This is a genomic window from Cupriavidus sp. 05N40 (assembly GCF_056397305.1).
The window spans coordinates 1-14,240 of sequence record NZ_JBFTND010000193.1 but is presented as its reverse complement, the minus strand read 5'-3'; the positions used below and the strand labels follow the sequence as shown (position 1 = coordinate 14,240).

Annotated in this window: 25 protein-coding genes, 1 tRNA gene and 1 pseudogene; 18 read left to right on the top strand and 9 right to left on the bottom strand. The window is 62.2% G+C overall.

Annotation, left to right across the window (positions count from 1 at the left end; genetic code table 11):
- From AC1DO7_RS32475 to AC1DO7_RS32465, 3 genes and pseudogenes are all read right to left on the bottom strand, one after another.
- A pseudogene (locus AC1DO7_RS32475) lies at window positions 1-647 on the bottom strand (hypothetical protein); the annotation flags it as partial.
- Window positions 644-874 carry a hypothetical protein gene (locus tag AC1DO7_RS32470; protein WP_441616367.1) on the bottom strand — a complete coding sequence of 77 codons (231 nt, stop codon included), beginning with the start codon at window positions 872-874 and terminating at the stop codon, window positions 644-646. The pseudogene AC1DO7_RS32475 and the gene AC1DO7_RS32470, both read right to left, overlap by 4 nt.
- A gap of 68 nt (window positions 875-942) precedes the next feature.
- Complete coding sequence (locus AC1DO7_RS32465) at window positions 943-1,290, bottom strand: XRE family transcriptional regulator (RefSeq protein ID WP_441616369.1); 348 nt, start codon at window positions 1,288-1,290, stop codon at window positions 943-945.
- 124 nt (window positions 1,291-1,414) lie between these two features.
- Between AC1DO7_RS32465 and AC1DO7_RS32460 the strand changes: the two genes are divergently transcribed.
- The gene (locus AC1DO7_RS32460) at window positions 1,415-1,612 is read left to right on the top strand and encodes a hypothetical protein (protein WP_441616371.1); all 198 of its coding nucleotides are present in this window, start codon (window positions 1,415-1,417) and stop codon (window positions 1,610-1,612) included.
- Between the two features lie 69 nt (window positions 1,613-1,681).
- Window positions 1,682-1,924 carry a hypothetical protein gene (locus AC1DO7_RS32455; RefSeq protein WP_441616373.1) on the top strand — a complete coding sequence of 81 codons (243 nt, stop codon included), beginning with the start codon at window positions 1,682-1,684 and terminating at the stop codon, window positions 1,922-1,924.
- Between the two features lie 44 nt (window positions 1,925-1,968).
- Here AC1DO7_RS32455 and AC1DO7_RS32450 read toward each other — a convergent pair whose 3' ends face one another.
- Window positions 1,969-2,229, bottom strand: a complete 261-nt coding sequence (locus AC1DO7_RS32450; RefSeq protein ID WP_477117028.1) for a Cro/CI family transcriptional regulator — start codon at window positions 2,227-2,229, stop codon at window positions 1,969-1,971.
- Between the two features lie 82 nt (window positions 2,230-2,311).
- Between AC1DO7_RS32450 and AC1DO7_RS32445 the strand changes: the two genes are divergently transcribed.
- From AC1DO7_RS32445 to AC1DO7_RS32390, 12 genes are all read left to right on the top strand, one after another.
- Window positions 2,312-3,064 (top strand): S24 family peptidase, encoded by a 753-nt coding sequence (locus AC1DO7_RS32445; RefSeq protein WP_477117027.1) that lies wholly within the window; start codon window positions 2,312-2,314, stop codon window positions 3,062-3,064.
- Between the two features lie 21 nt (window positions 3,065-3,085).
- Window positions 3,086-3,451: a hypothetical protein gene (locus AC1DO7_RS32440; RefSeq protein WP_441616379.1), complete on the top strand. Its 366-nt coding sequence runs from the start codon at window positions 3,086-3,088 to the stop codon at window positions 3,449-3,451.
- A 198-nt stretch (window positions 3,452-3,649) separates the two neighbouring features.
- Entirely contained in the window at window positions 3,650-3,865 is a 216-nt protein-coding gene (locus AC1DO7_RS32435; protein WP_441616381.1) for a Maf family protein, read from the top strand.
- 9 nt (window positions 3,866-3,874) lie between these two features.
- A complete protein-coding gene (locus AC1DO7_RS32430) occupies window positions 3,875-4,228 on the top strand; it encodes a hypothetical protein (RefSeq protein ID WP_441616383.1) in 354 nt (117 codons plus the stop codon).
- The gene (locus AC1DO7_RS32425) at window positions 4,225-4,443 is read left to right on the top strand and encodes a hypothetical protein (protein ID WP_441616385.1); all 219 of its coding nucleotides are present in this window, start codon (window positions 4,225-4,227) and stop codon (window positions 4,441-4,443) included. Before AC1DO7_RS32430 ends, AC1DO7_RS32425 begins: the two co-directional genes overlap by 4 nt.
- Window positions 4,444-4,480: 37 nt before the next feature.
- On the top strand, window positions 4,481-4,792 hold the full coding sequence (locus AC1DO7_RS32420; RefSeq protein ID WP_441616387.1) for a hypothetical protein: 312 nt from the start codon (window positions 4,481-4,483) through the stop codon (window positions 4,790-4,792).
- A 100-nt stretch (window positions 4,793-4,892) separates the two neighbouring features.
- Entirely contained in the window at window positions 4,893-5,033 is a 141-nt protein-coding gene (locus tag AC1DO7_RS32415; protein ID WP_441616389.1) for a hypothetical protein, read from the top strand.
- A 92-nt stretch (window positions 5,034-5,125) separates the two neighbouring features.
- Entirely contained in the window at window positions 5,126-6,025 is a 900-nt protein-coding gene (locus tag AC1DO7_RS32410; protein ID WP_441616391.1) for an ATP-binding protein, read from the top strand.
- A 30-nt stretch (window positions 6,026-6,055) separates the two neighbouring features.
- Window positions 6,056-6,745 carry a 3'-5' exonuclease family protein gene (locus tag AC1DO7_RS32405; protein WP_441616393.1) on the top strand — a complete coding sequence of 230 codons (690 nt, stop codon included), beginning with the start codon at window positions 6,056-6,058 and terminating at the stop codon, window positions 6,743-6,745.
- 140 nt (window positions 6,746-6,885) lie between these two features.
- On the top strand, window positions 6,886-7,305 hold the full coding sequence (locus AC1DO7_RS32400) for a hypothetical protein (RefSeq protein ID WP_477117026.1): 420 nt from the start codon (window positions 6,886-6,888) through the stop codon (window positions 7,303-7,305).
- A 2-nt stretch (window positions 7,306-7,307) separates the two neighbouring features.
- Window positions 7,308-7,631: a hypothetical protein gene (locus AC1DO7_RS32395; protein WP_441616397.1), complete on the top strand. Its 324-nt coding sequence runs from the start codon at window positions 7,308-7,310 to the stop codon at window positions 7,629-7,631.
- Entirely contained in the window at window positions 7,628-9,418 is a 1,791-nt protein-coding gene (locus tag AC1DO7_RS32390) for a DNA cytosine methyltransferase (RefSeq protein WP_441616399.1), read from the top strand. The genes AC1DO7_RS32395 and AC1DO7_RS32390 overlap by 4 nt, the downstream gene beginning before the upstream one ends.
- A 20-nt stretch (window positions 9,419-9,438) precedes the next feature.
- Here the strand turns inward: AC1DO7_RS32390 and AC1DO7_RS32385 are convergent, their stop codons facing one another.
- On the bottom strand, window positions 9,439-10,119 hold the full coding sequence (locus AC1DO7_RS32385) for a hypothetical protein (RefSeq protein WP_477117025.1): 681 nt from the start codon (window positions 10,117-10,119) through the stop codon (window positions 9,439-9,441).
- A 34-nt stretch (window positions 10,120-10,153) separates the two neighbouring features.
- On the opposite strand from AC1DO7_RS32385, the gene AC1DO7_RS32380 reads away from it, so the two are divergent.
- Window positions 10,154-11,014, top strand: a complete 861-nt coding sequence (locus AC1DO7_RS32380; protein WP_441616403.1) for a DNA adenine methylase — start codon at window positions 10,154-10,156, stop codon at window positions 11,012-11,014.
- Between the two features lie 14 nt (window positions 11,015-11,028).
- On the opposite strand, the gene AC1DO7_RS32375 is transcribed toward AC1DO7_RS32380, so the two are convergent.
- Entirely contained in the window at window positions 11,029-11,250 is a 222-nt protein-coding gene (locus AC1DO7_RS32375; protein WP_441616405.1) for a hypothetical protein, read from the bottom strand.
- A gap of 171 nt (window positions 11,251-11,421) precedes the next feature.
- Here AC1DO7_RS32375 and AC1DO7_RS32370 point away from each other — a divergent pair, with 171 nt between their 5' ends.
- Genes AC1DO7_RS32370 through AC1DO7_RS32360 form a run of 3 tightly spaced genes read left to right on the top strand, consistent with a single transcriptional unit; the run spans window position 11,422 to window position 12,748 of the window.
- Window positions 11,422-11,649 carry a DUF4224 domain-containing protein gene (locus AC1DO7_RS32370; RefSeq protein WP_441616407.1) on the top strand — a complete coding sequence of 76 codons (228 nt, stop codon included), beginning with the start codon at window positions 11,422-11,424 and terminating at the stop codon, window positions 11,647-11,649.
- Complete coding sequence (locus AC1DO7_RS32365; RefSeq protein WP_441616408.1) at window positions 11,646-12,050, top strand: hypothetical protein; 405 nt, start codon at window positions 11,646-11,648, stop codon at window positions 12,048-12,050. The genes AC1DO7_RS32370 and AC1DO7_RS32365 overlap by 4 nt, the downstream gene beginning before the upstream one ends.
- Window positions 12,047-12,748 (top strand): tyrosine-type recombinase/integrase, encoded by a 702-nt coding sequence (locus AC1DO7_RS32360; protein ID WP_477117024.1) that lies wholly within the window; start codon window positions 12,047-12,049, stop codon window positions 12,746-12,748. The genes AC1DO7_RS32365 and AC1DO7_RS32360 overlap by 4 nt, the downstream gene beginning before the upstream one ends.
- A 3-nt stretch (window positions 12,749-12,751) precedes the next feature.
- Here AC1DO7_RS32360 and AC1DO7_RS32355 read toward each other — a convergent pair whose 3' ends face one another.
- The 3 genes from AC1DO7_RS32355 to AC1DO7_RS32345 form a co-directional block, all read right to left on the bottom strand.
- The gene (locus AC1DO7_RS32355; RefSeq protein WP_441616412.1) at window positions 12,752-13,690 is read right to left on the bottom strand and encodes a toll/interleukin-1 receptor domain-containing protein; all 939 of its coding nucleotides are present in this window, start codon (window positions 13,688-13,690) and stop codon (window positions 12,752-12,754) included.
- 162 nt (window positions 13,691-13,852) lie between these two features.
- Window positions 13,853-13,929 (bottom strand) — tRNA-Pro (locus tag AC1DO7_RS32350).
- A gap of 56 nt (window positions 13,930-13,985) precedes the next feature.
- Window positions 13,986-14,240: MerR family transcriptional regulator (locus AC1DO7_RS32345; RefSeq protein WP_477117023.1), on the bottom strand; the 255-nt coding region annotated here is incomplete at its 5' end.

Below are 14,240 nucleotides of genomic sequence, written 5' to 3'. Positions count from 1 at the left end.
GGGCGGGTGGTCTTTGCCCCGCCGGCGATTAGGGTCAAGTCGGCAGCGGACTCGCTGTCGACGAGTAACCCGTCAGGGTTACTTCTTTTATCCTGCTCCTGCTCCTGCTCCTGCTCCTGCTCCTGATTAGCGCATGTCTTACCGTATGGCATAGGCAAAGGCTTCTCGGAAGGCTTACCGAAAGCCTTATCGAAAGCCTTGGCGAAACTCTCTCCAAGCCCGTAAATACTGGCCTTCAGCGCTTCATAGGCTTCCCGCTTGAGGTCGCACTCGGGAATCAGGTCCCACTCTCCGCCCCAGGACAGCACCACGTTGGGGGACTCCGGGCGATTGCACTGGATCGCCTTTGGAATCCACACGACCTTAGCCTTCCAATCAGCTTTCGCCATCCCTTGCTGGAAGACTTCCCCGAAGGCTTCCTCGAAGGCTTCGACGTCCCAGTCGAGTTCCTCCGCCATGGCTGCCCGGCCGGCTCGGAATAGGCCGGGGATCGGCCCGGTATGAGGGCCCGTCAGCAGGAATACCCACAGGCCTTGACCGCAAGGCTGCAAAGGTGACAACGCGCGGAATCGCTCGTCACCCCACATGCGGACCTCGATCTTGCGATAGCGGTTCTTCGGCGCACTCTTTTGCCCGTCCTTGGTCATGCTGTGCTCCGGGACAATGCCAGGTGCTCAGCGATGGCCTGCTTCAGCTCGACGCAGAGCTGCATGCGCACGGCGCGCGAGTCGGCCACGGTCATGCGGTGGCAGAGCTCGTCGATGTGAGACTTCAGGCGATCCGCCGCGGTCAGCGCGGCCGCTGTGATGACGCGGCGCCGGCCGTTGCCGCTGGCGCGCCGCCTGGGCCATTGCTGGCCAGAGAGCTGTTCCATGATTCCCCCGGATGTCCGGTTCAAGTACTGCCGTTACCGCATCCCGGGCGCCTTGAGGCGCTCCAGGCTCAAGCCGCAGCGCGAGCTGCGATCACCTCTTCCATCAGCGTCAACTTCGCCTGATGCATCAGCCACTGCTGGACGCCCCAGTTCCCGACGGCAGCCGCCCACAAGTTCAGCTTCTCGGCAGGTAGGTTGCGGCGGGTGGACCGGTCGTCGGCATGCAGGTAGTCGGAGACGTGGGACGCATAGCACTCGGTCCGCTCGGCGAGCGTGCGCTGGGTCATCGCGTTGATCCGGCGATGCAGCCATGACGCCCGCACCGCCTGGCGATACGAGGCGCACCCGTCGATGATCTCGGCTGGCAGGAACGCCGGCCCGTTGACCACACCGCCCAGCAGCCTGAGTTCGTCCACACAGCCTCCTTAGTGAAAATTCATCGCGTAACCGGTTGAATAACCGGTTGGGCATTGCGTAAAAAGAAAGGCATCAGAGCGATGCCCGCTAAACTTTCCCTACGTCACCACATGGAACCCGGCCATGCCCAAATCCAAGCCCATCGAGATCCCGCACTGCGCGAGCTGCGGAAACCAGACGGACGTCCCCGCCGCTGCCAAGACCTGCCGCTTGTGCAGCGGACCGATCGTCGTTGGCGATCCCTGGATGACGGCGTTCAGAAAAGAGCTGATCGGGACGCAGGCCATGGTTCAGGTCGCCAAAGAGGACCCGGAGAGTTAGGAGGCCCATCCGTCGCCGTGGCTACAATCGAAGCTCTCACACACCGATTGACAGCCTTGGAGGCGACGTATGGACCAAAACACCGTTACCTATTACTCAAACTTCCAGACCGAACTGGAGCCACTGCTCGATTCGGTCAAACTCAGGATCCAATTCACTCCGACCCCTGGCGACGACGATCTGTACGCAACGCCGTGGATTGCGATCCCGCGAGAATTGCTTCCCGCCTTGCTAGAAGACCTTTCCAAACAAGCCGGACAACTTCAGGCGATGGCGAATCTCGCCCCTCAGAATCCGGATCAGCCGAACTGAGCAGGCACGCAACGACCCTCTGGTTTTGCATCGTCGTCTCCCCGTCAGGCAGGATGGGCTGGGACATCTGCCAACTCCGGCCAGATTTCCGCCCAGTCGTCGGGGCAGACCATCTGGCGGGTCACTCGGCCGCCGGTGAGTCGCTCCAGCTTCCGTGCGATCACGGGTCGCTTGTCTTGGGGGATGCCAGACTTCACCCAATTGGAAATGTTTTGCTGGGAGACGCCGAGCTCAGMTGCGAGCTTCGTTTGCGATCCAGCAATTGAAATGGCGATGTCGAGCGGGCCAGAGAGGGCTTCGGTCATGGTGAGTGAGCGCGTTGTCTACAAACGTATTTGTAGCACTCTACAAACCTTTTTGCAAGGCAAGGCTACAAAATGCCTTGTTATGAACACGTACGCCGAACGACTCGCCTGGGCTATGAAATGCGCGGGCCTCGACCCTCACACCGATCAAAGCGAACTCGCACGCCGAGTCGGTCATGGATGCAAGCCTCAGAACATCCAGCACCTGCTGGACCCCAACAAAAACGCCCGGTCCAGCAAGTACACCGTCCGCCTCGCAGAGGTGCTCAATTGCGACGTCAACTGGCTCGCTTACGGCGGCCCGAATAAGCCGAAGGTGAGGAGCACCCCTCCAAAGGCGGGTGACAATCCTGTGACAACCGAGGCTTACAATGAGCCTTCAAGTGCACCCCAGCCGACTCCGCTCAGCTACCCGGCGGACACAGCGAAGTTCAGGCGCGTGTTTGTTGTGGGGAGGGCAACGGGGGGCCTTCCTGATCGTATTTGGACGGATGGTGATTACCCAGTGGGAGCAACAGATCAGTACGCAGAGATTGCAAGTCCGGACCCCCATGCATTCCTGACGCCAGTTGTCGGGACATCGATGGTGCCGCGGTTCAATCCCGGCGAATTTGCACTTGTCGAACCCGGCACCGAGCCAGAGATTGAGGACGATGTGCTCGTGCGTCTGGCTACCGGCGAGACGATGATCAAGCGCMTACTCTCACGCCGCGCCGGCCTTCGCCTGGGCAGTTATAACGACCCCCAAGTTCTGACCTACGACCTGGAAGACGTGACTTGGGTCTATTACATCGCGCACCCCGTTCCCGCGCGAAAGATCAAGACGCGCCTGTAAAGCGCGGACAATGAGACCCACATGCGAGCACTTCTGCTACTTCCCATCGTTGCGGCTGGCGCGGCCGGCTGCATGACCATGCACGACCTGGACAAGCAGACCCCGGTGCGCACCGAAACGCTGCGCGGGGATTACCTAGAGGTCGCGCAATGCATCGAGGCGCGTCAGATCCGTGCGGGCCAGCCGGGCCAGATCAAGCTATCGAACGACAAGGCGCGCAAAGAGGCACTCATCACCTGGAACCATGACCTTGGCACCTTCGCCACGTTCATGTTTTCGGCGACGGGCCCGCAGGCGACAGAGATGAAGGTCTACTCGACCATCGGCTTCAACGAAGCCTGGATGACTACGATTAAGAGCTGCGAGCCAGCCGTGCTTGCGCAGTAACCATCGCGCAATCAAGTCGAGCCCACCCTCTGCGGTGGGCTTTTTTTACACCTCAATTTGCCCCACCACCCGCGCCCTCTTTCGGTGCGCGTCTTTTCGTTTGTAGGACTACATATTTATTTGTAGATTCTCCTTGCGCTAACTACAAACTTATTTGTAGAATGATCTCCATCGACACCCCAACCGATGGAGACGACAGTGACCCGCACCCTCACCCTGCCCCAGATGGCAGACCTGATCCGAGAGCAAGCCGTGGAAGCCACGGCTGAGAAGCTCGGCATGTCGCCTCCGGACGTCGCCTGCGCCCTGCGCGCTCGGAACGAGCAAGTCCTGAACACGTTCTGCGAGTTCGTCACCGCCGGCTCGAAAGCTGCCGAGCGTCTGCACGACCTCGGTCTCCTGGCCATCGCTTAAGGAGCCGCCATGCCGACCCTCAAATCCTTCGCCCGGATCTTTCCAGGCACGCAGCGTACCGATGAAGCACGTGTGATCGTGACGGCCGCCGGCTACGCATGGTCCGTGTCCGGCGAGCTCACCACGCCCGGCTTCGGCCAGACCCCTCGTTTCGCAGCCGCGAGCATCCGCGCGGTCAACGACGACGGCAGCGAGAACGGTGAGCTGCTGGACTACCTCGATTCGAACTTCGTTCAGCACCTCGAACTGCAGGCCGCCGAGTCGCTGGCCGAAGAGCGCGCAGAAGCCCGCGCCTTTATCCGCCAGTCGCACGCCGAGCAGGACCTGTGCGACCGGATCGATGCCGCCCGGAGCGTCGCATGAGCACCGACACCGACAACATCGCCTACGGCACACAGGCCGAGCGCGCATATCTCGATGGGCTGGCGAAGAAGCCGGAAGCCGCTCGCCTGCTGCGCAACTACATCGCCGCATCGGCCAAGCGTGTCGTCTGGAACTCGATCGACAAGGCCGAAGTTCTTGGCCACGCGTACCAGCTGCTGAGCGCCATCGAAGGCCGAGACCGCCTCGCCGCGTAACCCTACCCGCCCGCGCGACGCGGGCCAGGAGACCTCCATGACCACCCAGACCATCGAAGTGCAGGGCTTCATCCTCGGACAAAAGAACTCGTGGAGCGACAAGATCGACTACACGTGGTCGACCGTCGAAATGATCGAACACGGCTACATGACGATCGGTCGCCACACGCTGACGTTCGATCTGCCGGACGGCTTTGACGTCATCACCGAGCAGATCCGGATGCTCGAGCGCCAGCGCGACAAGATCCGCGCGCAACTGGCGAAGCGCATCAAGGAAATCAACGAGCAGATCCAGTCGCTGCAGGCCATCGAGTACACGCCGGCCGAGTCCGTCGCGAGCCCGCTCTGATGGATCGCGCCCGCATCGACCGCAACAACCGCGCGCTGGCCGTGGCCTTCTGGCTTGCCGTCGGTTACGCCACGGTGATGGCCGCGAAGGAGCTGCTGGCGTGATCTACGACCCTCGCTCAAACGCACTGCTGGCGGTCGCGAAGTGCTCGAGCGGCAAGCAATGGGCCGGTGCCATCGGCTTCGGCCTGGCCGCCGGCATCGTGTGGTGGCTCACCGTCGCGCTCGCTGCAGGAGGCTGACATGGACGACGGCGGCATCCAGTACTGGCAGTCCCTCGGCCAGCAAGAAGAGGCAGAGGCAGCTCCCACCCAATCCAACCAGGAGACCAATCATGGCATTCACGAAAGCAGTGCGGAAGAAGGCGAAGCTTCGCCTGGCACTGACCGGCCCCTCGGGCTCGGGTAAGACGCTCGGCGCGCTGATGATCGCGCGTGGCCTGGGCGGACGCGTCGCATGCATCGACACCGAGAACGGTAGCGCGTCGCTCTACAGCCACGTCGCCGACTTCGATGTGATGGAACTCGCACCGCCGTTCACCCCGGAGCGCTACATCGCCGCCATCCGCGAAGCCGAGAAAGCAGGATATGACGTGCTGATCGTCGACTCCACCACACACGAGTGGAGCGGTTCCGGCGGCATCTTGGAGCTGGTCGATCAGGTCGCATCGGCAAAGTTCCGCGGCAACTCGTGGAGCGCCTGGAACGAGCTGACGCCCCGCCACCGCGCTTTCATCGACGCCATGCTGCAGTCCCGCATGCACATCATCGCGACAGGCCGCAGCAAGACCGAGACCGCGCAGGTGGAAGAGAACGGCCGCAAGAAGGTGGCGAAGCTCGGGATGAAGACCGAGCAGCGCGACGGCTTCGAATACGAGTTCACCGTGGTCCTCGACATCGTGCACGACGGTCACTACGCCAATGCATCCAAGGACCGAACGGGCCTGTTCCGCGGCGACGCCAAGCCTATCAGCGAGGAAACAGGGAAGGTGCTCGTTGAGTGGCTGGAAAGCGGTGTCGAGCTGCCGGAGCCGTCCGCAGATGCCGCGCTGCCCCAGGACACCGTCGACCTCGATGACGCACTCCTGACGTTGCGTGAGTGCGCCAACCTGGACGAATTGAAGACCGTCTTCGGCACGCTCTGGCCCAAGGCTACTGCAGTCCAGCGCAACGACATCAAAGCGTCCTACGACAAGCGCAAGGCCGAACTCGAACCCCACGCCGAAGCGGCGTAACCCTTCCCCTCAAGTCAGCGGATTAGAACCATGATCATCACCATCGACATCGAGACCATCCCCGCGCAGCACCCCGCCGTGCGCGCAGCCATTGCCAAGGACATCACGCCGCCCGGCAACTATAAGAGCGCGGAGACCATCGCCAAGTGGGAAGCCGAAAGCAAGCCGGCTGCCGTCGAAGAAGCCTGGCGCAAGACGTCGTTCGATGGCGCCCTCGGCCACCTGGCTGTGATCAGCGTCGCGTTCGACGATTACCCGCCCGCCACGTTCCATGCGTCGGAGCCGACCGTCGACGCCGTGGTGGCGCAAGAGAGGACCGTGCTGCAGGCGTTCTTCAAGTACCTGAACGAGAACTACGATCCGAGCCGCAATCGTCCGCCGTGCTTCGTCGGGCACTACGTGACTGAGTTCGATCTGCGCTTCATCTTCCAGCGCGCGGTGGTCTTCGGCGAGCGCCCGCCAGCGTTCATTCCCTTCCACGCGAAGCCGTGGGATGAGACCGTGTTCGACACGATGACGCGCTGGGCCGGCGCGCGCGGCACGGTGAAGCTGGACAAGCTGTGCCAGGTCTTCGGCTTCTCAGGCAAGGGCGACATCGACGGCTCCAAGGTCTGGGACTACGTCAAGGCCGGCCGTCTGCCCGAGGTGGTTGAGTACTGCGCCGACGACGTCGCGCGCGCTCGCTCCGTCTACAAGCGGCTCACGTTCCAAGCAGCCTAAACGCCCCCTTTGGCCGGCGCGTTCCCGGCCCTTCCCTCCCACCACCGGAGCCCAGCAYGCTCGAACTCGAAAACCAACTCACCAAGATCCTGCACATCAACACGCGCAACGAGAAGCACGGCGACGACAACGTGCTGGGCGTGGACCTGAAGCTCCAGGCGCGCGTATCGAACGACCTGCTCGCGCAGTTCTCGCCCACGCTGAAGGCCTCGTTCTATCACAAGGAAGAGTCGGTGCAGGGCAGCCTGGTGACCGATGCCGGCTACCTGCCGAACCTGAAGAATCCGGCGCTGGGCACGGTGAAGTGGGACGGCAACTGGGAGCACCAGAAGCTGACCATCCTGAGCGGCGTGCGCGCTGAGGATGACATCGAACTCGACGACGCCAAGGTCAACAAGCTGTCGTTCGACTTCCAAGAGGGCGGCACCGTCTTCATCAACTTCCGCGTGCAGGCACACCCCGACGAGACGACCACCGCGCGCATTCTCCAGCTGCTCGGCCAAGAGGTGCACATGAGCCTCTCCTACGACGAGCCCGAAGAGCTGAAGGAAGCGGCGTAACCATGAACTGGCCCCTACGCACCCCGGTCCGCGCGGCCGACCGACTGAACGGCGACGTCGTCGATCTCGCGCGCGACTCGTCCGACCTGAAGCGCCAGAACGCCGAGCTGCGTCAGCAGCTGGCCGAGACGCGATCGCTGCTCGACGTGGCGCGCGAACGCAACCTGGTGCTGAGCACTCGCATGCAGCAGATCGAGCGCCTGGCGCACTCGCTGAAGGCCGGCGCGGCCAAGAACCCGATGCAGGCGCTCTCGCGCTGGGTGAAGCACGGCCCGGAGTCGGAGCTGCTGGCAACGCTCACAACGAACAACAAGGACAAGGCATGATCCGCCGCGAGTACAAGACATTCGGTTTCTGCTGCGGCCTCGGCGGCGGCGCCAAGGGTTTCAAGAAGGCCGCTTCGCAGGTCGGCAACATGGTCGCCACCTGGAAGTGCATCGGCGGCATCGATGTCGACCCGGCAGCTGCCCGCGACTTCGAGAAGCTAGTGGGCGTGCCGTGCACGGTGATGGACCTTTTCACGCGCGAGATGTTCACCGCCTTCCACGGCAAAGAGCCGCCGGCGGGCTGGCGTGAGGCGACGCCGAATGACATCAAGCGCGCAGCGGGACACGAGCGCCCGAACTGCGTGTTCATCTCGTCGCCGTGCAAAGGCGCGTCCGGCCTGCTGTCGGAAGCGCTGAGCCGCACGCCGAAGTACCAGGCGCTCAACGAGCTGACGCTGCGCTGCGTCTGGCTGATGTGCGAGGCATGGAAGGATGATCCGGTCGAGCTGATCGTGTTCGAGAACGTGCCGCGGCTGGCGACGCGTGGCCGGCATCTGCTCGACCAGATCAACCAGATCCTGCGCCACTACGGCTATGCCGTGAACGAGACCACGCACGACTGTGGCCAGTTGGCCGGTCTGGCGCAGAGCCGCAAGCGGTTCTTGCTGGTCGCGCGGCACATGGAGAAGGTCCCGGCATTCCTGTACGAGCCCCCGCTGAAGCGCCTGCAGGGTGTCGGTACGGTGCTCGGCCGCATGCCGATGCCTGGCGCGCAGCCTGGTGGCCCGATGCATCGCGTTCCGTCGCTGCAGTGGAAGACCTGGGTGCGATTGGCATTCGTGGAGGCCGGTAGCGACTGGCGCAGTCTGAACAAGCTGGAGGTGCAAGACGGCCACCTGCGCGACTACCTGATCATGCCGGAGCGCCGCAACGGCGCGCTGGGTGTGCTTGGCTGGCAAGAGCACGCCGGCGCGGTGGCGGGCGAATCGCTGCCCAGCAATGGGACGTTCTCGATCGCGGATCCGCGCGGCCCGGCGAACGCTGCGCAATACCAGCAGTACGGCGTGCTGCGCTGGGCAGAAGCATCCGGCGCCATCACTGCCGGCACGAACCCTGGCCAGGGCACGTTCAGCGTCGCCGATCCTCGCCACGCAGGCCCGGCCAAGCACAACAACGAGTTCCGCATCGTGCCGTGGGCTGACGCTGCCGGCGCGGTCACCAGCGCGCACGGCACCGGCCAGTGCGTGCAGGATCCGCGCGCGTCGACGGGCTTCGAAGGCAAGGGCAAGTACCGGATCACAGGCTTCGACGAGCCGGCCGGCACGGTCATCGCGCGCAGCGACACCGGCCAGGGCGCATATGCCGTGGCCGACCCGCGCCCAGGCATGCGCCGCGAGTCGGGCGACCACTACCTGACCGGCGGGCACTACGGCGTTGTGGCGTGGGAACAGCCGAGCGGTGCAGTGTCAGCAGCTGCCGGCCACGACAACGGCCGCTGGTCGGTGGCGGATCCGCGCATCCCCGCGGTGAACGACAAGCTGGTGGCGATCATCCGCGCGCTGGATGGCACGTGGCACCGCCCGTTCACCACGCTGGAGCTCGCTGCGCTGCAGTCGCTGATCGAGCCCGAGGAATATCTCGAGTTGGATGGTCTGAGCGATCAGGCCTGGCGCGAGCGCATCGGCAACGCCGTGCCGCCGGACGCCGCGCAGGCGATCGCCGAGGTGATGGGCACCACTCTGCTGCTGGCAGAGACGGGCGAGACGTTCATGCTGTCGGCCACGCCGGTGTGGGTGCGCTCGGTGGCTGTGGCGCTGTCGGTGTCGCAGCAATCGGAGGTTGTATGAAGATGCATGCCGCATTCGGTTCAATCAAGATCTCCCCAGACCTCCTGACCATCCGGCATAGGGGCACTCAGTTCCGAAGCCGCCTCACATTCTCGGTTTGCCACCGCCAGCAAATTCCCAGCATCATGTGCCGCATTTGCCCAATGCTCAATGCGGTCAACCCGGCCGCTCGGACTCTGCGCAAGCGCGTGCGCGGAACGGTCGAAGAGCCACGCGTTTCGCCCCATGTCTCGCTCGACATATCGCAACAGAGCCCCCGCCCGTGCAATCCTGTGAGCGCAGCGATTTGGAAGCGCAACCAGGGCTGCGAGATCGCTGTGGGTGAGATCAATATGGGCCAACKGGATGTGTTCTTTGATGACGTCGTAGGTATTGCTGTACTTGTCCTTGGGATCGTCATAGAAGTCCAGAAGTGCRGTCGCGAAGGAAATCTCTCGAATAGCAACCGAGATGCTCACACTGGCACGCGCAGCAACCAGATTGGCCTGATCGGCCGCTGCTCGGCGCCTCCGCTTCCCATCAAGAAGGGATATAGCGAGGGCTGTGAACACAGCGCCAATAGTGCCCAATGCCGTGAGGATGTCCCAAGCATCCTTCTCCGGCTTGAAAGTGAACTTCCATGCGGTGGCAATAGCGATGCCGCCAAAGAGGCCACCCAGAAGGCAGCCGATGATCACACGGCTATCGTCACGCAGGTTCACGATCACCCCTCCATTTTTTGGAGGGCATCGTAGCATGACGGTAACCCGCCCCGTCCTCCGGTATCACGGCAGCAAGTTCCGCCTGGCGCCGTGGGTGATGAGCTTCTTCCCGGCGCACAGTTGCTATGTTGAGCCGTACGGTGGTGGCGCCGGCATCCTGCTGCAGAAAGAGCGCGTGCCGGCCGAGTGCTACAACGATCTCGACGGCTTAGTGGTGAATGTGTTCCGCGTGCTACGCGACCAGGACAAGGCGCTCGAGCTGCAGCGACGGGTGTCGCTTACACCTTTCTCGCGCGAGGAATTCGACTGGTCCTATGAGCCGGCCGTCGACGACATCGACAGCGCGCACAAGTTGATCGTCCGCTCGTTCTTCGGCCACGGCTCCGACAGCGCCACGCGCGGGTGCCGCACCGGTTTTCGGTCGAAACTAACCGACGGCCGCGGCCTGCCGTCGGCAGAGTGGATGCGCTGGCCCGATGCCATCCCGACCTTCACGCGGCGCCTGCAGGGAGTACTGCTGGAGAACCGAGACGCGATCGAGGTGGTCGCCCGCATGGACAACCCTGGCACGCTGATCTACGCGGACCCGCCCTATGCGCACACCACCAGGTCGGCAATCCAGGGCAGATCGGCGAAGACGCACGGGTACCGGCACGAAATGACCGACGACGACCATCGCCGACTGGCCGCAGTACTCCGCCGCTCGAGCGCGATGGTAGTGCTGTCCGGCTACCCCAGCAGCCTCTACGACGACGAGTTGTTTCCCGACTGGGAGCGCCACGAGCGCCGGCATATGGCCGACGGCGGCCGCGCGCGCACCGAAGTGGTCTGGCTCAACCCGGCATGCTCGTCCGCGATCGAGCGGCAGCGTGCGCAGATGGAATTGATCGCATGACGCGCGCTACTCATTCAAGGCCGCTTGTCTTCACCAGGTGCGGGCGGAAGGTACGAGAGCATCTCCGTCAGGAACGCTTCCTCGACATCATCGTACTCAGGCGTGCCACGCACGCAGTCCTCTGGGTTCTTCAACCCCTTCGCCTTGCGGATCGCGCGAACGGAGTCTTCGAAGTTGCGGGCCTCTTCCCGAAGGGGATGGTCGTAGGGGAGTTCATGGAGCGGCTTGGAAGTCATGCATCCGTTGACGGCCGCATTCCCGAATACTTGAGATGTAGTAAGCGCCATTTATCCCGAATTATTCAAAATCGATAATTAGCAACCACATGCGTATCTGCCAATGAAGTGAGTATGGAAGCAGCAGCGCGCTCTATTATCGAAACAACCCGGCAGGACTGGGAGAAGCGGATGGAATCACTGACCCTAAGCAAAGAAGAGATCATCGAGGCCACCGGCTACCGGCGCGCCGCCGAGCAGCTGGAGGCGCTCAACAAGGCCGGTATCCCGGCGGACCGCCGTCCCGATGGCAGCGTGCGCGTCTGGCGCCACCACATCATGGGTGTCGGCAGCCAGCCGGCGCAGAAGCAACAACGCCGCCGCGGCCCCGAACTCGCGTCGGATAGGAAGGCAGCATGATCGGTCGCCGGAAAAAGGCCTCGCCGCTTCCCTCGCGCGTCTATGAGAAGCACGGATCTTGGTGGTTCGTGGACATCAAGCGGAAGTGGCACAAACTGTGCCGTGTCGAGGAGGGGCTAACCAAGCTCTACACGGAGCTGGCGCGGTTCAGCCGGGAGGCCGATGCCAAGCCGACGAACAACATGCCGGCGCTCATCGATGAATGGCTGGTGCAGAAACTGCCGAAATATGCTCTGGGCACGCGCGAGGAATATCGGCGCATGGCCACCTTCCTCAAGGCCGAATTCGACCGAGAGTGGATGCCTGAGGACGTGAAGCCGCGGCATGTGGCGCGATTCCTCGATAAGCACTTTTCCACCAAGCCGAACGCCAGCAACAGTACCGCGCCCTGCTCTCGGTGATCTTCACCTATGCCGTGCGCAAGGGGCTGTGCGATCGAAACCCGGTTCGGGAGGTGGCCGGAGCCAGCGAAGGCAAGCGGGATCGCTATATCACGGACGCCGAGCTGGACGCTGTCCGGGCCGCGGCGCAGATTGGCAAGGACGGGAAGTCGACGCCATCCGGCCTGGCCATCATGGCGCTGATCGACCTGGCATATCAAACGGCCCAGCGCATCGGGGATTTGCTCGAGCTGAAGTGGTCAGACGTGAGCGACGAAGGCATCCTATTCCACCCGGCCAAGACGGTGAATAGCAGCGGCGTGCGGATGCTCGTAGAGATGACTCCCGAGTTACAAGCCACGCTGAACATGRCCAAGGGCGGCAAGGTGAAGGCGATCGGCCCCGTGATCAGCACCCAGACGGGCGGCAAATTCACCTATAGCGGCGCCCAGACGGCCTGGAAGCGAGCATGCCAGCGGGCGCTGGAGAGCTATGAGGCTAGCTGCAAGAATGTGGGGAAAGAGCCTGATGCATTACACCTGACGGGTATGCATTTCCATGACCTGCGGGCCAAGGCACTAACTGACAAGGGAAGAACGGAGGGTGCCGCAGCGGCCCAAGCACTCGGTGGGCACACTACGGCTGAGATGACGGCGCACTACACGAAGGCTCGGACACTAGAGCGAGTCACGCCGGTATCGAGAACTCGAATGAACTAGGGCTCAACGACCTGCCTTCCAGGCTACACGTTCCATCTTTATAGGAATGGCTCGCAGGATCTCGTTGATGATCTGGTGGTACTGAACATCTTTATGGAGGTACTGCTCCATCATTTCGATCACTGCCCCCTTCTTCCCGTCTTCAGTTTGCATCAACAATGGAACTATGGCGAAGCGATCACCCTTTTTTCGCTTCTCGGCCATTGCATGGTCAACCTCCGTCGCCAACCAATCTTTATCTTGGAAATGCGGAGTCACGAAAAACACTGCAGCACATGAAGACACCATACCCTCTTTGATTGCGCGCTCGAGATTCGCTCCGGCGGGCATCATGTCCTCATCAAGCCAGGGGTCTAGTCCAATCTCCCTAAGCGTCTTCGCTACGTCCCGGACGATCCCCTTGTCGATAGACTTATGGCTAAGAAAGATCCGCTTCGGACGATCCTGCTCAACTTCTGCCACGTATCTCTCCTTTTCTGCTTCGAACAAGATTGCAGCAGCCTCTTGAACCACACGGACCGCCCGTCCATCGCCTTGCACTGAAAACTCGATGCCCGGCAAAGCGATGACCTTAGGTACGATGAATGAGATTTGCTGCATGACCCGCAGGAAATCCTCGGGCAGTTCCCCTACTCCGAGCAGCGTAGCAGCGTCATCTACCACACCCAGACACGCATCGGCTAGGCCGATCTCTGCCAGCGGACCGGCAATATGCGTCGGAATATGACGTGATGAACCGCCCGAAACGACGAGGAGAGAACCTTGATCACCAAAACAAAAGATCAGATCCCGTTTATGGAGGGGAATGTAGCCTCGCGCTATATCCGGGTGACCACCCAGCATTTGATCCAGATGGCGTTCGATTTCGGCGAGGGTGTCCGAGTAGGGACGAAAGACAACGGTACCAAAGACTTTCGCGTGCGTGTAGTCGGTCCAAGACATCGAGTACCCCTGCTATATGCAGTACATAACAGATCGCCGCAAACCAACCCATACGTCAGCCAACCGGACGGCCGGGATGGCTCGTTGGCAGCCAAGTTAGACAACGCTGCTCAAGTTAGACAAAAGGCCTAGCGAGTAAAACCCGCTAGGCCTTCTTAATACTGGTCGGGGCGAGAGGATTTGAACCTCCGACCACCTGCACCCCATGCAGGTACGCTACCAGGCTGCGCTACGCCCCGAAAGAAAAAGATTATAGCAGAAGCAATTCTCAGCTGGCTAGACCTTAATGCACTTTTTATTCGTGCCGCGCGATCTGCCTGAGTTGCGCGAGCAGGTGCTGGACTTCCACCAGCTCATTGCGCAGGTTGTTGATGTCGAGCGAGAAGACCGGTGCCTCGTCGGCCGGCACCGCTGCGACCACTTCCTGCTCGTCTTCGGCGGGCGCATGGCTTTGCTGGCGGCCTTCGTCGAGGCGATTGCGCGCGCCGTTGATGGTGAAGCCCTGCTCGTACAGCAGATCGCGGATGCGACGGATCAGCAGGACTTCGTG

What these genes read in the sequence shown, in the direction of transcription:
- AC1DO7_RS32420 (WP_441616387.1), top strand. Translation starts at nt 4,481, where the DNA reads ATGACCACCCAGACCATCGAAGTGCAGGGCTTCATCCTCGGACAAAAG.
- AC1DO7_RS32375 (WP_441616405.1), bottom strand. Translation starts at nt 11,250, where the DNA reads ATGACTTCCAAGCCGCTCCATGAACTCCCCTACGACCATCCCCTTCGG.
- AC1DO7_RS32390 (WP_441616399.1), top strand. Translation starts at nt 7,628, where the DNA reads ATGATCCGCCGCGAGTACAAGACATTCGGTTTCTGCTGCGGCCTCGGC.
- AC1DO7_RS32380 (WP_441616403.1), top strand. Translation starts at nt 10,154, where the DNA reads ATGACGGTAACCCGCCCCGTCCTCCGGTATCACGGCAGCAAGTTCCGC.
- AC1DO7_RS32425 (WP_441616385.1), top strand. Translation starts at nt 4,225, where the DNA reads ATGAGCACCGACACCGACAACATCGCCTACGGCACACAGGCCGAGCGC.
- AC1DO7_RS32370 (WP_441616407.1), top strand. Translation starts at nt 11,422, where the DNA reads ATGGAATCACTGACCCTAAGCAAAGAAGAGATCATCGAGGCCACCGGC.
- AC1DO7_RS32455 (WP_441616373.1), top strand. Translation starts at nt 1,682, where the DNA reads ATGGACCAAAACACCGTTACCTATTACTCAAACTTCCAGACCGAACTG.
- AC1DO7_RS32365 (WP_441616408.1), top strand. Translation starts at nt 11,646, where the DNA reads ATGATCGGTCGCCGGAAAAAGGCCTCGCCGCTTCCCTCGCGCGTCTAT.
- AC1DO7_RS32470 (WP_441616367.1), bottom strand. Translation starts at nt 874, where the DNA reads ATGGAACAGCTCTCTGGCCAGCAATGGCCCAGGCGGCGCGCCAGCGGC.
- AC1DO7_RS32440 (WP_441616379.1), top strand. Translation starts at nt 3,086, where the DNA reads ATGCGAGCACTTCTGCTACTTCCCATCGTTGCGGCTGGCGCGGCCGGC.
- AC1DO7_RS32395 (WP_441616397.1), top strand. Translation starts at nt 7,308, where the DNA reads ATGAACTGGCCCCTACGCACCCCGGTCCGCGCGGCCGACCGACTGAAC.
- AC1DO7_RS32405 (WP_441616393.1), top strand. Translation starts at nt 6,056, where the DNA reads ATGATCATCACCATCGACATCGAGACCATCCCCGCGCAGCACCCCGCC.
- AC1DO7_RS32460 (WP_441616371.1), top strand. Translation starts at nt 1,415, where the DNA reads ATGCCCAAATCCAAGCCCATCGAGATCCCGCACTGCGCGAGCTGCGGA.
- AC1DO7_RS32430 (WP_441616383.1), top strand. Translation starts at nt 3,875, where the DNA reads ATGCCGACCCTCAAATCCTTCGCCCGGATCTTTCCAGGCACGCAGCGT.
- AC1DO7_RS32410 (WP_441616391.1), top strand. Translation starts at nt 5,126, where the DNA reads ATGGCATTCACGAAAGCAGTGCGGAAGAAGGCGAAGCTTCGCCTGGCA.
- AC1DO7_RS32355 (WP_441616412.1), bottom strand. Translation starts at nt 13,690, where the DNA reads ATGTCTTGGACCGACTACACGCACGCGAAAGTCTTTGGTACCGTTGTC.